General features: G+C 51.7%; 12 protein-coding genes and 1 tRNA gene. All 13 read right to left on the reverse strand.

Annotated features, from left to right (window positions below; translation table 11 throughout):
* Positions 1 to 1,361 (reverse strand): UvrD-helicase domain-containing protein (locus ACTG34_RS09125; protein WP_439104622.1); only part of this gene is annotated, 1,361 nt, incomplete at its 3' end.
* A complete protein-coding gene (gene addB, locus ACTG34_RS09130) occupies positions 1,358 to 4,348 on the reverse strand; it encodes a double-strand break repair protein AddB (RefSeq protein ID WP_439104623.1) in 2,991 nt (996 codons plus the stop codon). The genes addB and ACTG34_RS09125, both read right to left, overlap by 4 nt.
* Complete coding sequence (locus tag ACTG34_RS09135; RefSeq protein ID WP_439104624.1) at positions 4,341 to 5,027, reverse strand: nucleotidyltransferase family protein; 687 nt, start codon at positions 5,025 to 5,027, stop codon at positions 4,341 to 4,343. The genes addB and ACTG34_RS09135 overlap by 8 nt, the downstream gene beginning before the upstream one ends.
* The gene (locus tag ACTG34_RS09140) at positions 5,003 to 6,025 is read right to left on the reverse strand and encodes an aminoglycoside phosphotransferase family protein (RefSeq protein ID WP_439104625.1); all 1,023 of its coding nucleotides are present in this window, start codon (positions 6,023 to 6,025) and stop codon (positions 5,003 to 5,005) included. Before ACTG34_RS09140 ends, ACTG34_RS09135 begins: the two co-directional genes overlap by 25 nt.
* 203 nt (positions 6,026 to 6,228) lie before the next feature.
* Positions 6,229 to 7,335, reverse strand: a complete 1,107-nt coding sequence (locus ACTG34_RS09145) for a flagellar basal body P-ring protein FlgI (protein WP_439104626.1) — start codon at positions 7,333 to 7,335, stop codon at positions 6,229 to 6,231.
* On the reverse strand, positions 7,335 to 8,342 hold the full coding sequence (locus ACTG34_RS09150; RefSeq protein WP_439104627.1) for a flagellin: 1,008 nt from the start codon (positions 8,340 to 8,342) through the stop codon (positions 7,335 to 7,337). The genes ACTG34_RS09145 and ACTG34_RS09150 overlap by 1 nt, the downstream gene beginning before the upstream one ends.
* A gap of 2 nt (positions 8,343 to 8,344) precedes the next feature.
* Positions 8,345 to 9,802 (reverse strand): flagellar hook-associated protein FlgK, encoded by a 1,458-nt coding sequence (gene flgK, locus ACTG34_RS09155; RefSeq protein ID WP_439104628.1) that lies wholly within the window; start codon positions 9,800 to 9,802, stop codon positions 8,345 to 8,347.
* Between the two features lie 37 nt (positions 9,803 to 9,839).
* A complete protein-coding gene (locus tag ACTG34_RS09160) occupies positions 9,840 to 11,132 on the reverse strand; it encodes a flagellar hook protein FlgE (RefSeq protein ID WP_439104629.1) in 1,293 nt (430 codons plus the stop codon).
* Positions 11,133 to 11,219: 87 nt separating this feature from the next.
* Entirely contained in the window at positions 11,220 to 12,032 is an 813-nt protein-coding gene (locus ACTG34_RS09165; protein ID WP_439104630.1) for an OmpA/MotB family protein, read from the reverse strand.
* A gap of 92 nt (positions 12,033 to 12,124) precedes the next feature.
* Entirely contained in the window at positions 12,125 to 13,756 is a 1,632-nt protein-coding gene (locus ACTG34_RS09170) for an alpha-D-glucose phosphate-specific phosphoglucomutase (protein ID WP_439104631.1), read from the reverse strand.
* A 108-nt stretch (positions 13,757 to 13,864) separates the two neighbouring features.
* Positions 13,865 to 13,940 (reverse strand) — tRNA-Thr (locus ACTG34_RS09175).
* Positions 13,941 to 13,995: 55 nt separating this feature from the next.
* Positions 13,996 to 15,498 carry a heme biosynthesis protein HemY gene (locus ACTG34_RS09180; protein ID WP_439104632.1) on the reverse strand — a complete coding sequence of 501 codons (1,503 nt, stop codon included), beginning with the start codon at positions 15,496 to 15,498 and terminating at the stop codon, positions 13,996 to 13,998.
* A gap of 13 nt (positions 15,499 to 15,511) precedes the next feature.
* A partial coding sequence (locus tag ACTG34_RS09185; RefSeq protein WP_439104633.1) for a COG4223 family protein occupies positions 15,512 to 15,899 on the reverse strand: 388 nt, incomplete at its 5' end.

Here is a 15,899-nt window from a genome sequence, read left to right on the forward strand (position 1 = left end):
TCATCAAATCCTGATGGATCAGCGCCTTGGAACGAATAAATTGACTGTTTTTTGTCACCAACGACAAAGATTGTTCGCTTCACATCTGGGCGCGCGCCCTGGCCTGACGCAAACTCCTCCGCCAGCCGTCGAACAACAACCCATTGGTCGGGTGATGTGTCTTGCGCCTCATCCACAAGAATATGATCAATGCCGCCATCCAAGCGAAAGAGAACCCATTGCGCCGTCATTGAATTGGAAAGCAGGTCTCGCGCTTTTCGGATCATATCGTCAAAATCGAGCAGACCGGCGAATGACTTTTTTGCCAAATACTTAGGAATTAGAACGCGCGCAAAGCGATGAAGTATGGCTGTCCGTTTCGCGTCTTCCAGGCGGCTAAGAATGGGGGCGTATTTTTCAACGCGGGACATAAGAAGCCTTAGGGGTTCAAGTGCGTCTGCATGTTTTTCCCGCATATCCTTTGTTGGTAGTCCGCCATGAGAATGACCCCACTTGGAGCACAAAGGGTTTTTGGTTTTTTCGCCAAACAAAAACTTTGTCGCACAACGTTTAAGCAAATCGGTAGAGATCTCTGACGATACCCATTGAGCGCACTCTTTTGCAAAATCTGTGTCTGTTGATTTGGATGAGGACGACAAGATGGTTGCAATCTGAGCGAACAACGCCCGCTCGCTCCCCAAAAACACTTCACGCAAAAGAGTGGCTTCGTCAAAACCCTCAGCCAATTCAAACCATGCCCAAATCTCTGGTTCAGTTCGAGTCTGGTCAAACTTCTCTTGAGACAACAAGATATCGGACGCCAAGGCATAGACATCTTCGCTAAGATGCAAAGCGACTTGATCGATAATTTTTTGGTTCGGACCGTCTGATATGTTCTCAAGAACGTCTCTGAGTATTTCTTTGGAGGTTCGGTCATCCAGTTCGCGGTATTGTGGCGATACTCCCGCCTCAAGTGGGAAACGTCGCAAAAGTCCCCCACAAAACGAGTGAATGGTTTGGATTTTTAGCCCGCCTGGCGTCTCGATTGCGCGCGCGAACAACGTGCGCGCATGGCGGATAAGTGCGTCATCAAGGACCGTATGAGGGCTGAGTTTTGTTACCTCGTGCCGCAGGTCAGCTTCGTTCAACATAGCCCATTCACCGAGCCGCTTGAACAAACGGTTTTGCATCTCTGATGCGGCGGCTTTGGTGTAGGTGAGGCATAAAATGTGCTGTGGAGGCGTGCCCTCTAACAAAAGTCGCGTCACCCGATCTGTTAGAACCTTTGTCTTTCCAGATCCCGCATTCGCGGCCAACCATGTTGATCGATCTGGACGTGCCGCGGCCAATTGGCGCGCAGTTGCTTCATCAGGATAGCTCATTGCATATCCTCACCAAATGCCGTGTCTGCTTCTGTCCACTCTTTAAACCGTGAGAGCAGATCGTAGTCGCTGGGAAAGCTATTAAATTTTGGAGCTCGTCGCGCGGTATATCCTGTTTCCAGCTTGTCATAATTTGAGATGAGCGCAGTTAGCTTTCTACGGACGTCTGCAACAATTCCTGCGTCGATATCGATCTGCGTCACCTTCAACTCTTTATCCAGCCCAAGGTAACTCACACGCCGAACGTTCCCTTGGGCGATGTCATCGAATGAACCATCCTGCAAGATAAGCGCCTCTAGAAGAAGCTGAATACGAAATGCCTTTGCGTCCTTTTGGGTCGGGGGAACAGACGCCTTGTAATCGAAAATATGGTAACCACCACCATCCATCCGATCAATTCGATCTGCTTGGCAGGTTAGAGTAAAATCAATATTCGGTAGAACAATTCTTCCGTCTTTTTCAAGCCCGACATTACCGCCAGTCGAAAGCCTTTCAACCTCACGAGATGCGAGGCGATGGGCGACTTTTCGCATTCGGGAACGCCAAATGCGCCGCTCTGTGGGCCAAACAACAGTTTCGTTCAACACCTCGTCGGTGAGTGACAAAAGCCGCAATGCGGCATCTGATCCAGTTTCTCCAGACACATATTTATCCACAAAACGCTCCATAATATCGTGGAACGCATTCCCGCGATCTCGTGGGTCGGGTGTCGTATTGAGCGGAGCAAGTTTGTAGAGCCCCAGAATTTTACTCGCATAAATCGCGTATGGATCTCTGATGAGCGTTTCAATGCGCGTGACAGACAGGGAGCGCGGCCTCGCCTCTATCGGTGGACGCGGGGAGGGTCGTTTGGCCAGCTCCATTACATCGCGCGCCGGATCGGGCTGGTCTAGCAACGTCGCCCATTGTGTCCACTGTACGCCGCGGGCGCGCATATCACGCAGCGCCTGCATGCCTTCATCGCTCATTCCATGCAGTAAATTGGTGAGACGGATAACCCACCGACTTGGAACAGTTTCCGCCTCGGCGTCACGAATAGCGCGAGAAATGACGACTTCGCGCGCGCCGAATGCCTGTTGGAAATCGTGGGCGGACAGACCTATCATTTGTTCTGGTGACAGTAGGCCTGCGTCTTTTCGCATTTCGCGTGAAAACCATGGATCGGGTTTTGGTTGTGGCGGCCAAATTCCATCGTTCATGCCACCAACAATCACAAGATCTGCCTGAAGTGAACGTGCTTCTAATGTCCCCCAAATCATAACATTTGGGTGCTTTGGGGTCGGATCACGCGACATGGCACGCCCCACTACAGCGCGAAACATATCGTCGAATTCGAATGGGGTCATGTCCGCACCCCACTTTGCCTCGCGCATGAGCTCGTCCATGACACGGCGCATTTCACGCCCCGATAGGTTATCCCAAAGTGATCTATCGTCAGAGCCAGACGGACCGCTCGCGAGGCCACTTGCCAATGCCATTGCATGATCAAGGTGGGCAGAAAGAGATCTCGTTCCTACGCCTGCCGCCGGTGCCAAAAGATCAGAGATCCACGTGGCCCACGCCATGCGGTCATCCATGTCATTGGAGGCTTTTCCTGCCTTTTTGGCCCATTCAATCAATTTGTCTTTGGTTGGAAACGCTACGGAGTTGCGCCGAAGATGTACCTCAAGTTGCCTCGTCCAAAGCAGGTGGATACCGCGTTTGCTTTCATCTGCGATATCTCCGCGTGCGACCAGTGGGTGCTTCAATAGAACAATCATATCTTGAGCGGCAATCTGACGCCCAAAAAGGTTTGAAATCAAACGAAACAGGCGTCCCGCAGGCGTTTGGTTTAACGGCTCACCGGCACTGTCATCGGGGTCAATGCCCCATCGGTCCAACATGGCACAGACTTGGCGCGCAAGGTCGCGATCAGGCGTGATGAGTGCCGCACGCGTCCCGTCCTCCGCCGCTTTGCGCAAGATTAACGCAACAGATGTTGCTTCGCGTCTCGGATCTTGGGCTTCGATCAAAGTTAGGTTTTCACAGGCTTGCAAAACGCCTTTGAGCTTTGGGCCCTCCGTCATCCAGTCATCTGTAACCGGGGCAGGACGTAGAGCTAAGGATAGTATCTTATTGCGGTCTTCACTTGGCGAATCTATCTCAAAAAAGGGGGTTACATCGCGTTTCGATAAGCCAAGATGTGTCGCAAGTCTGACAATACGCTCTTGTGGGTGGTCTTGCATTTGGCCACTGATTGTCGGGTCGGCCAGCCGGTCCCAAACATGTTGTGGCATCTCGAAATCAACGCCGGGTTGAACAACACCACCCTGGGGCAATCGTGCCACCAATTCCATAAATCGCGCTGTTGTTCCGCGTGAACCTGTCGAGCCAACGACCAAAATAGGATGAGTTGGCGCGGATTTCGCCCACAGGTCGCCCAGCCGATCAACCACTGTCCTCATTCGCTCTTCGACCAGTGGAGGAATGTCTGAATCTCGATCGTAAATGTCTTTTACGATTTTTAGAAATTCGAGCGCTTCGCGCCAATGGTCGGACGTATTTTCCAATTTCAGATTTGAAAGTATGTCGTATGTCACAGCCTCGTCGTGCATTTCGCCAAGCAACAGAGCAAGAGTGTCAGCCAACCCATAAACCGCAGAGCGTTCCGCAAAACTGGGGCGATTATCTAGAAAGTGAGCTACGAGTTGAGACAATTCCAGTCTTAAGCGTAAACCCGAAACAGGCATCCGCACATCGCGAAACCTAAAGTCATTACTCAATTCCGTGACGAGTCGAATACGTGGAAGTAATCGTGTGGTCCCATCATCAAACGCCGCAATCAGATCGCGTTTCATACGCGATGTATTTACGAAAACCTCTGTACGCGCCAAAAGCTCAGGTGCGTCATTCCCAAATCGGCTCAAAATGCCTTCCTTGATGGCGCGCGGAAAATCGATTCCGCAGGCTAGCCCAAAGAGGCGAGGCTTATCACTTGGTTCAAACATTGCCATGATCCTTTAGGGCGGCTTCGGCAATTTCGATGCTTTTGGGATGGCCGACGTCGCACCATTGACCATCAAATTGCGCACCAAATAACCGGCCTTTTTTATTGAGCGCGTCCCAAACCTTATTCATGGAAAACGCTGTGTCTGAAATCTCTTTGACGGGGTCCAATTTTATAATTTGAAGACCCGTATAAACCAAATCGCCCCCGCGGTGAATTCGGCCGTCAGAGTCGATATTGAAATCACCTGATCCAAGATGACCGTGTGTTTTACTCAAATTCACAGTGAGCAAAAGCGCGTCCATCACATCCGGATTCCATGCGCTTCGCAATGCATCAACCGCACCATCACCTAGCCAAACGGCATCTGTATTCATTGTGAAAACGGCATCACCATTGAAGAGAGATGAGGCGTTTTTTAACCCTCCGCCGGTTTCCAAGAGATCAGGCTCAAATATAGTGGTAACGCCACGTGTAGCGAGGTGTTGATCGATAGATTCAGGCAAATAGTGAGTGTTTGCGACTCGAGTTTCAAAGGTATCGAAATGTGCCAACGCATGATCAATGAGTGGACGGCCTGCGACGTGAATCATCGGCTTTGGACATCCTTCGGTCAAGGCGCGCATCCGTGAACCGCGACCTGCACAAAATAACATTACATCGTTGGGACAGTGCCGCATTTATCTCTCAATACTTGCAAGTTTTCCGGTGTTGGAACAGGTAGTGTTTCGCATACGACTTTCCGCAAGGGAGCAAGGTCGGGGTGTTGGAGGTCCGACATCAAATGTGCCCAAACACGCGGGATCAAATCGACATAGTGTGGCTTTTTAAAATGAAGCGACATACGTGCGAAAATCATCAAAATCCGCATATTGCGCTGAGCTGAACAAATAGCGGCACCGCGATCAAGTTCATTACGATCTATTTCTGCCACAACCGAAAAATGTGCCATGGCTCGTTCTCGCACGCCTGTTGATACGTCCCTGCGCGCGTCCTTTAGGAGTGACACGAGATCATAGGGGGTATGCCCCAGCATTGCGTCTTGGTAGTCCAAAAGTCCAACACGTTTTAAGCCGGTCCGCTCAGGTAGCCATATCAGGTTTTGTGCATGAAAATCGCGCAAAATCGTTGAATGTCCAGAGCCCATGGATGCCACAAGCGGCTCCAATTCGGCTTTGCACGCCTTCACCATACCAGCCGCCTGATGGTCGGTAAGTGCGTCTGCGTACCATCGATAGCATGACAGGGCGAGATCTGTCATCTGGTCTGCATAATCCTGCACCCCCGCGATCGGGGCGGCGAGAACGATCTGAGCCAAAACCTCGACCGCTGTTTTATACAGTGGCCACTCAAGAGACGGACTAGAATTGCAAACTTGATCAAAGAGAGTGTCGCCCAGATCTTCGATGATTAAGAATCCGTTGGTCTCATCCGATGCATATGTTCGCGGCGCAGAGAGCCCGAGATCCCCCAAGTACGATCCTACGTGCAAAAATGGACGCACATCTTCCCCATATTCGGGGGGCGCGTCCATGAGCATGGCGCTTTGCCGCGTGTTTACGTTGATCAAGCGAGTGTAACGCCGCCGAGACGCGTCGCCTGCAAGTGGCTGCCAAGTGGCAGTTTTCCACTCCGTTGTATCTACGAAGCTTCTCAATAATTCGTTGCGTTCTATCATATAGAAATTCTATAGCCACCTGCGCCGGATACAAGCGGCGAATAGTCGTTGACCTATCGCGGCTCATTCTTGCGAGATGGCAATAAAACCGAAGAAGCTACAGACCAAGAAAACGACTAATTTTAGTGATGTTTCGACTTGGCTCGAGGTGGCGGATGCTGTCCACTTTTCAGACTACTCCAGATCAAATGGCAGCGCCTCGTTTAGTGCACCACGAACTCCGCATGTAGTGCTCCTGCGGCTTTAATGCTTTTTAAAATATCGATCATGTCGCGCGGCGAGACGCCCAATGCGTTGAGGCCTGCAATAACTTCAGAAAGAGAGGTCCCGTCATCAATTTCGGCAAGGCCAATACCTGGTTCCTCTTGAATGGCAGCCTGAGTGCGCGGTACCACGACCGATGTACCATCGGTAAATGGGTTCGGCTGTACGACAAGTGGTTCCTCTTGGATGCGCAGCGTCAAGTTTCCTTGGCTCACGGCCACGCGTGAAATTCTAACATCTTCGCCCATAACAATTGTTCCGGATCGTTGATCCACCACAACGCGCGCTTTGCGCTCCGGTGTAATTAGCAAATTTTCAACGATTCCCAAAGCGTGAGCAGGGGATGGCGTGCGTGTCGCGGCTATATCTAACTGAACGGTACCCGCGTCCACCATACGCGCAACGACTCTGCTAAACTCTGCATTAATTGCAGTTTCGACCCGTTGCGCAGTGGTGAAATCAGGCTCCCGTAATGCCAGCCGAATGGTTTGCAATGAGGCGAAATCAAATTCGATTTCTCGCTCAATTCGCGCACCAGACGGAATAACTCCCGCCGTCGGAACGCCTTGTGTGACGGCGGCGCCATCGCCGGCGGCTGTGGCACCTCCTGCAATCAAGGTTCCTTGGGCTACAGCGTAGATCTCACCATCTGGTGCCGTGAGGGGAGTCATAATCAACGTCCCACCCATAAGGCTTTTAGCGTCCCCAATCGCCGAAACGGTCACATCAATTTTTGACCCCGTGCGTGCAAAAGGCGGAAGAGTTGCGGTGACGAAAACGGCAGCCACATTTTTGGGTCGGAATTGTTCGCCTGTTACGTTCACGCCCAGTCGCTCGAGTATATTGGACATAATCTCTTCGGTGAACGGAGAGTTTCGTATCCCGTCACCGCTACCGTCGAGCCCAACAATCAAGCCGTAGCCAACTAAATCGTTGCCACGCACGCCATCAAATTCGACAACATCTTTCAAGCGAATGGTGCTCGCACTTGCGGTGAGTGTGGTTACGAAAAGTATGGCGAGTATAAATGACAAAAATCTATGCATTAAATGTAGTCCGATAGCTTGAGGGTAGAAAGACGCGCAGTTATTGTGTACATCATTTCAAGTTGGGTTTCGGCTTGGGTCAGTTTGGCGGCTGAATCGTAGATATCGGCAGACACAATTTCTAGTTTGGCCCGCTCTGTTGCGTATTGTTCGGCTGTGTTTCGTACAGACGCCGCTTCGATCTTAGCTTCTTGGGCGCCCACGCGTGATGACAAAAGCTGCATCTTTCCGCTCGCCCCGTAAAGGCGCTCACCCGCAGTTTGCATCAGCTTGGCTTGTTCAGAGAGATCTCCGGGCAACGCGCCTTCTGACACAAGTGCGCCTAGTACGAGTCCCTTCAATGTGTCTCTCACCCCTTGATTAGAGGCGGTAATGTCAAAGCTTGCGGTTTCATAGTCGTTGAGCACAAAGCCAGATTTTGGTGAGGCCGAGCCTTTGTACATCGCGGTATCATAGCTGCCACTACCTGGCGCGAACCACGCGTCAACAGCAGTAATAATTTCGTCGGCCGTAGTCGCCCCGGCTATTGCCGTTTGAATTTCAGCCATCAAGGTTTCGGAACTTTGAAGCGGTGTAGTTTGCGTGGCTGCGCCACTAAATAGCGCTCGTCCACCAGCGCGGGTATTAAATGCGTATACAACTGAGTCGAGTGTTGCACGCGTTTCGGTGCTAGTGATTTCCATTGTCGCGGAGTTGTTATATGTCGCTGAGTTGAATAGCGGGGCTGCGGCATCGTCCACATGGCCCGCGACAGACCCTAGAACGTTTTGCATGGACGACGCGAAAAAGACGGCATCATCCACACCGCGCTGATAGCTTTCTATGGTGCGCAATGTGCGTTCCATACTGGCTAATGGTGTGAAATTTCCGCTTAAAGACTTGCTAAGCTCGGCCTTGCGTCCGCTCGCGATTTCCATGGAATAGGTTTCAAGGTTTGTTTTGGTTTGGTTCACTAGAGACATGCGTCTGAACACTGTCGAAAGATCACCTATGGTCACAGAATTCATGTTCAGATCCTCATCAATTGATCGAACAATGCTTCGACCGTTTCGATAACTTTGGCATTTGCAGCGTAGGAACGTTCAATCACGAGCAGCTTTTGAAGTTCTTGATCGGTGTCCACGCCGTTTTCGAGTTCAATGCTCTTTAGTGTGGCTTGTTGGGCGCTTGCAAAACTCAGATCGCTTTCTGAGGCGAGGCTCGCCGTCTCAAAGAAGGAAAATAAATCTGAGGAAAGGCTGCTGCTCGAGCGTTCAATTGCTGAAAAGCCACCCGAGACAGTCGCAATCCCACTTTGCAGGTTTGCAAGCATCGCCTGAAGAAGGCTAGCATCGCCTGCGTCCCCCTCGCTTGTTGCGCCCAATCCATCGCGTAGACGCCAAAGTTCCCCGCCGCTTTTGGGATCAACGGCCGCGTTGACCGAAATCCGGTTCGATAGCCCCAATTCCTCGGCGGCATCAAATGGCGCATTGTTGTCTGTAAATAGTCCGGCCATACCGACGGCAAGTGTCGGATCCATGGACGGATCTTCGAACCTTATCATTAAATCTCTGGTAAAAGCATCGAGTTTGGTCTGTGCTTCGGGCGCGAGCGTATCGCGTATTTCAAACAGGCCGGCAAGTTGGCCTCCGGCAATTGGTCCCTTGTCAGCGCGTGTTGAGACCGGTTGGCCGTTGATCGTTAAGCCCGATAGAATCCCGGGATCAAGGGTCATATCAGGGGTGATTTTGCCAATGGGAGTAAAGTCTAATGTTGCAGCCTTGGACGAGACTAGGATTGCTCCACCCGGAGAATACAATGAGACCATACCGTTTTCCCGCTCAACCTCTTTGACGGGTATAATTTTAGAGATTTCGTCTATTATGGTCTGGCGTTGATCAATCAGGCCGCTGGCATCGTATCCCGACGATACATTTTCCTGTATTTCGACGTTCATTTTTACGACTTTGGACAGTGCACTTTGTAGTCGGTCAACGGTGTTAGAAATGTCGCGGTCTGCATTTTGGCGCACCGATGAAATCATGTCTGCCGCTCGGTTTATTTTATCCGCAAGTGCCGATGCTGAATTGGAGACTTCGTACAAGTGCGCATCGGATTCCGGATGGTTTGCGGCCTCAATAATGCTTGTCTCGAGATCTACGATAAGTCCGGTAATAGACCCTGAATCATCTGCCTGCCCCAAGGCGCGAGAAATCGTATCGTGGTAGTCAACACGAGTACTCTCCAGTGCGACAAGGCCGTCTGAGAGACGGCGTTCCCCCATGATCACAGGATCGGTCACCCGGTGAACCGACACAACGGATACACCGGATGCCTGACCGCCCACTTGACGTGTGCCCAACTCAATTTCGCGCCGTCCGTATCCCTCGGTCATCGCGTTCGCGACATTCGAGGACACAACGCCCGCAGCACGCGTTGTCGCGTTTAAGCCTGATAGGGCATTGGATAAGGCATTCGTGATACTCATGGCGGTCTCGTTTCAATTCAGGTTACCTAGATCAACGTCAGCGTTTGATGTTGGTTGTCTCCTGCAGCATTTCATCCACGGTTTGGATCACTTTGGCATTCGATGAATAGGCGCGTTGCGTTTGAATGAGATCGGTCAATTCGCCTGCTACATCCGTGGTCGATCCCTCGCGCGCATAGCCTGCTATAGCACCCGTTGGCCCATCACCCGCATCCCACAAAAAGAAAGAGCCGGAATTTGGAGAAACTTGATAGGTCTGGTTGTTGAGTGAGATCAGGCCATTGGGGTTGGGCACATCAACAAGCGGGATCTGATAAATACGGCGCGTAAATCCTGTGTCGTATGTCGCGGTCATATAGCCGTTGTCATCCACTTCAACCGATGTCAGGTTGCCGACGGGTGAGCCGTCTTTGGTGATCTGCGTGGGTGCAAAGCTATCAGAAAGCTGCGTTAGCCCATTTGTGTCGCCGATTTTGCCGATTGTTGCTTCAATTGGTCCACCAGCCACCTCGAGGGCGAGCGTACCTTCAGTATCGTTATAGATGGCCGTTAGCGGGTTGTTTGCAGTTGGGGTGACAGACGAAAGAGTGCCACCCGCACCACGAGAGCTATCGAAAACGAGAGTGTATTCGCCGATGGTGGCCCCGGTTTGTGCGGAGTCAGAAATCGTCATAACCCACGTATTGTCGGCAGCCTGAGGCGTAAATACGATATCGAGAGATTCAGATGTCCCGAGGTTTCCGAAATACTCGACCGATAGGGGCAATGGGTTTGTCGCATCTTCAGCCGGAAGGTTTACACCGAGGTTCATTCGTGTTGTTGGATCGCCAGCCGTTTGGTTGGCATTGATCACGATTGGCTCCATGCCTGACATGGTATCACGCGGGAAGGTTGGAATTGTTCCATCTGCATCCGCAGGCCAACCAAGCAAAACCAAACCGGAATCTGTTTTTAGAACGCCATTGGCATCGGTGTGAAACGACCCCGTTGTGGTCATCAACATAGGTTGATCACCAGACTGAGCATCAAGCGACACTTCTGTCGTCACCGGAAGCATTCCGCGGCCGGAAACAGCGATATCTGTTGCGTTGGACGTGGAAATCAGTGCGCCTTGCTCTTCGACGAGGCGTGACGTGAAGGACCGGACGCCGCCCGCGGAATAAACGCCAGCTCCGGCATTTCCGCCAATTACAAAAGATTCAAATTCAGTGTTTGCTCGCTTATATCCATAGGTGCCCGAGTTCGCGATGTTGTCGGAAATCGTAGCTAGACGCGTGGCGTTGGCGCTTAGGCCTGCGACACCTGCATTGAGCGAGGAGGAAATGGTCATTGGGAAGCGCCTTTCTGATGCTTGGACCTATGTTGGCCCAAGCATGCACATTTACTCTTAACAGCGACCTAACATCTAAAATCCGATCTATTTAATGATTGGAAACTGTCGCAAGAGGATAATCTCAACGCGGTTGTTTCTAAACGATATCGGGTTACGCGTAACGGGTTTACGATCAGCGTATCCGGTGACACGTTGAATACGTGTCGTCGGTGTTCCCTCAGCTTCGAGCAGTAGTCGAATTTGATCCGCGCGGCGTGTCGATAAGTCCCAAACTGGATTATCTGCAAGCACTAGAGGTTGTGCGCTGACATAGCCCGTGACAGCAATTTCATTTTTAACAACGTTGAATACACGCGATAGCATCGACACGATGACGTTTGTCACTTCGGTCGGTTGATGTGTTTTCGGCTCGAAAAGCGGTTCACTTTTTAGGTCGTGAATTTCAATGATGAGACCCTCGTCCGTTACCTTTGTCACAATGTGACGAAGGGCAGCTTCCGCGGCCATGCTTTCGCCGCTGAATGCGGACAGCAATGATTGCACCTCGTCAAAGGATTTGGCTTCTTGAATCACCGCCTCTACGTTTCCCTGCTCACCGGCTGACGCGCCAGTTCCGTTTTGCGAGAGTGTTTCCTCGGTAAAGACAGAATCTCCGCCGAACACACCGTCTCCACCGCCTGAAATGCGGTTCACAGGAATGGTTGGATTAAAAAAATCCGCTATCCCTTTTCTTTGCTTTTCCGTTGTCGCGTTTAGCAACCACATCAACAAAAAGAACGCCATCATTGCCGTTACGAAGTCAGCATACGCAACCTTCCAAGCGCCGCCATGGTGACCGCCGCCTTTAATGATCTTCTTCTTTTTGATGATTATCGGTGCGTTTCCTTTAGCACTCATACCACCACCTCACATTTCACCCAACGCCAGATGTATCAGGCAGATATGAAAGGCGGCTTAACTTATAAAAGTTTAGGCATTTGTCGTTTTGTTTAGGTGATCACGTCAGGAGCAATTTTGTTGATGAATTTATGCAAATGCGAGAGAGCCAACGCAGCACCTGTGATCGGTGCCAAAGCATCTTCGACCGCGATATCAAAAAGTGCGGTGTCCGTTTCAAATCTTTCGAGATAGAGCCGAATGGTAGCACCAACAGTTCCGGTTCCCGATAGCCGGAACACGGCGCGACTGCCCCCCGAAAACCCAATTCTAATGCCTTGTCCGCTTGAATGTGATCCGTCCACGGGATCGTCGTAGGCGAATTCATCGGCATAAATGACATCAAGTCCGTTGATCGCTAGCCCCGTTAGCGTTGGCAATTGCGCCCGCAGCGCTTCCATCATTGCATTTGCCTGTTCCGCGTCCACATCCTCGTAGTCATGGCGCGAATAGAAACACCGTCCGAAATCTCGCCAAAGGCCGTCCATCAATTCGGATACAGACATGCGCGTTTCAGCAAGGATATTGAGCCATAAAAGAACGGCCCAAAGCCCGTCCTTTTCGCGCACATGATCAGATCCTGTGCCCGCACTTTCCTCACCACATAGCGTCACTTTGCCCGCATCAAGCAGATTGCCGAAGTACTTCCATCCTGTCGGCGTCTCATAGCATTCAATGCCAAGTTTTTCCGCGACGCGATCTACCGCCCCTGAGGTCGGCATGGAGCGTGCAATTCCCACTAGACCATTTGCATATGCTGGGGCCAAGTGCGCCTTTGCCGCGAGTAGCGCAAGGCTATCGGAGGGTGTAACGTAAGCACCGCGCCCCACGATCATGTTGCGATCACCATCGCCATCAGATGCTGCACCAAAGTCTGGGGCATGGTGAGAGTACATCTCATCCATCAATCCTTTTGCCCATGTGGGGTTGGGATCGGGATGACCGCCACCAAAATCGGGAGCAGGTTTTCCATTGATCACTGTCCCTTTTGGCGCGCCAAGGATCTCTTCGAAAATCTTGATTGCATATGGTCCGGTGACGGCGTGCATCGCATCAAACCGCATTGTGAATCCGGATGAAAATAGCGCTCTGATTTTCGGAAAATCAAACAGTTGCGCCATCAATTCAGCATAGTCTGAAACTGGATCGACGACCTCAACCACCAGATTTCCCAATCGCGTCACGCCGACTTTTGATAGATCAACATCGTCTGCCGTCTGTACCCTGTACTCTACAATAGATTTGGTGTGCTCGTAAATTTCATCAGTTACGGTTTGTGTCGCTGGTCCACCGTTTGGGCCGTTATACTTCAATCCAAAATCAGCATTGGGGCCACCAGGGTTGTGACTGGCGGATAAAATCAATCCACCATCGGCGCCGCGTTTTCGAATGAGATGTGACGCCGCGGGCGTCGATAACAAGCCAGCTTGTCCAACAACACAACACGCCGCGCCGTTCGCGGCGGCCATTCTCAAAATAACTTGGATAGCAGTATCATTGAAATATCGCCCGTCACCACCGATAACCAAGGTCTTACCCTTAACGCCACCAATGCCGTTGAACGTCGCCTGAACGTAGTTTTCAAGGTAGTGACGCCCTTCGAAGACCTTCGTCTTTTTGCGAAGGCCGCTTGTTCCCGGCTTCTGGCCCTCGATAGGTGACGTGGTAACAAGTTCAATGGTCATAGGTAGATCTCCTTTGATCTACAACTTAACGCCTAGAGCGTGGAATACACGTGATATTTCACCCCTATTATGGTGAAAGGTCGGGAGTGAATTCATGTAAATGGTAAATGGTGCCGGTGATAGGACTCGAACCTACTACCCCATCATTACGAATGATGTGCTCTACCAGATGAGCTACACCGGCACCGTTTTTGCGCGCGATTATTGATCGTTTGCGAGATGGTCTTTAGCAACTTATTTTATACCTGTGTAGCCCTATTTTTGGCATCACTGTCTTGTGTCTCTGACGCTACATCCGCGACGATTTCAGCATCGACAACGTCAGGCGTGTCCACATCGACTGAAACAACGCTGGCGGTCGACGCAGGTGCGCCGACGATCATGGGCAACATTTCTGTTCCGGCGGGCATGGCCACCTCGGACTGCGATGGTTGCCGCCAGCTCAACGTGTCAAACCCGCTGCAATTTCCGCATACGGGGGCCCATTCGGTATGAACAGTATTGCAGTTGTCACAAATCCATTGGGGGCCACGCGGGGCGGTGAGGGCGCGGGTCAGCCACCCACGAACCACAACGTCACTCCCGCCCTCGCCGCGCTCGACAGCTGCCATGATCGTAAGGCTACGAGACGTTGGGTTGATTTCGGCCAAGTCCCCAAGTGCGCGGCGGGCGGCCGGAAAATCCTCATTGGCAATTTGAAGTTCGGCCAAAAGCATTTTTGTTTCAGGATCACCCATGTTCGTCTTTGTTAGTGCGCCAAATCGTTTGAGGCGCTGCGCCGGAGTTTCATCGGGTTCAATGCGCGCAAATGCTGCCGCCAGATCTGGGTGCGGTTGAACTTGCCATGCCTTTTTCAAGATTCGCGTGGCCTGTTTTGAGTTTCCATTCTGCACAAGATTATCAGCTGCCATGACGGCCGCAGGAATGAGATCGGGTGACTTTTTGTTGGCTTCAATAGCGGCTTCGCGTGCTTCGATAGATGCGCCATCGTCCAAAATCCCCTTAGCTTCCGATAGTGCCAAAACCGCATCTCTGCGTTTGTGGACATCGCGGGGGATTGCGCCATGCTTGAGTTTGGCGGACAGAGTTTTGCGCGCGGCGGACCAGTCGCCTTTATCCGCTTGCAACTTTAGCAAAACGTCCTGTGTTTCGATATGCTTGGGCTTGATCGCAAATGCCTTTTCGGCAAGCTTAAGGGCCGTGTCCGTATCTCCAGCATCCAGTCGCTGTTTCAGGATGCCACGCACACCAACAAAGCGCGTCCGATCATCCGACAAAAGGCGCTTATACGCCTCTTCTGCTTTGCGCTTGTCGCCCACCGCCTCAGCGGCTTGCGCGGTCAACAGATTTGTGAGTTCTGGTTTGCGTAGATATTTCTCTGCTTTTGCGGCTTTTGACATTGCAACGCGCCCCTCGCCAGAGGCTAGGGCCAACATTCCGTCCGCCAATGCCTCAAAGCCTTTGCGCTCGCGATTTCGATCAAAATACCGCGACAATGCCGTTTCATCTCCGAGGAGAAATTTAACAACAGCAAGGGCGAGCCCGATCACCTTCATGATGATCCAAAGCGCGACTAAAAGCGCAACAAACGCAATCACAGCCTGAAGTGGGCCGAGTGCAATTTCATACCCGCCAAACGCAAGCTGAAGCCCCCCGTCACTTTCAAGTAAAAGAACGCCGCCGTAGGCCAATGCAGCCACGATAACAAAGAAAATAACTATTTTTACAAGCGACAGAAGCATTCTTGCGCCTTTCTTATTGACCAAACATGGATTGAAGCGCGTCGGTTACGGCCACACGTGCCGATGCCTTTTCGATCCAGTCCGCCATTGCGGTGCGACCCGCATCCGGCAAATTCTCAAGTTCTGACAGGGCAGCAGGGAAATCTGCGTCTGTCACCTTCGCGCTGGCCCGTGACAAGATTGCGTCAGCACTATCACCGTCTTTTGGATCCAAGGAGCGTAACCCTAGTTGCGTGCGTGTAAACGTTTCAAACCAACCTTGTGTGCCCTCGTCATACGCGGCACGCGCTGATGCGGTTAACGCCTCACGCGCGGCAGGCGCGAACCCATCTTGTAGAACCGAAATAGCCGCGACACCGGTTTCTGACGCCCCCTCAATTGCTGCGGGTATCTCGATCTCG

Origin of the sequence: Celeribacter marinus, from assembly GCF_965656515.1 — a bacterium.
Taxonomy (GTDB): domain Bacteria; phylum Pseudomonadota; class Alphaproteobacteria; order Rhodobacterales; family Rhodobacteraceae; genus Celeribacter; species Celeribacter marinus_D.

Coding starts and splice junctions, on each gene's coding strand:
- addB (WP_439104623.1), bottom strand. CDS start 4,348: ATGTTTGAACCAAGTGATAAGCCTCGCCTCTTTGGGCTAGCCTGCGGA.
- ACTG34_RS09135 (WP_439104624.1), bottom strand. CDS start 5,027: ATGCGGCACTGTCCCAACGATGTAATGTTATTTTGTGCAGGTCGCGGT.
- ACTG34_RS09140 (WP_439104625.1), bottom strand. CDS start 6,025: ATGATAGAACGCAACGAATTATTGAGAAGCTTCGTAGATACAACGGAG.
- ACTG34_RS09145 (WP_439104626.1), bottom strand. CDS start 7,335: ATGCATAGATTTTTGTCATTTATACTCGCCATACTTTTCGTAACCACA.
- ACTG34_RS09150 (WP_439104627.1), bottom strand. CDS start 8,342: ATGAATTCTGTGACCATAGGTGATCTTTCGACAGTGTTCAGACGCATG.
- flgK (WP_439104628.1), bottom strand. CDS start 9,802: ATGAGTATCACGAATGCCTTATCCAATGCCCTATCAGGCTTAAACGCG.
- ACTG34_RS09160 (WP_439104629.1), bottom strand. CDS start 11,132: ATGACCATTTCCTCCTCGCTCAATGCAGGTGTCGCAGGCCTAAGCGCC.
- ACTG34_RS09165 (WP_439104630.1), bottom strand. CDS start 12,032: ATGAGTGCTAAAGGAAACGCACCGATAATCATCAAAAAGAAGAAGATC.
- ACTG34_RS09170 (WP_439104631.1), bottom strand. CDS start 13,756: ATGACCATTGAACTTGTTACCACGTCACCTATCGAGGGCCAGAAGCCG.
- ACTG34_RS09180 (WP_439104632.1), bottom strand. CDS start 15,498: ATGCTTCTGTCGCTTGTAAAAATAGTTATTTTCTTTGTTATCGTGGCT.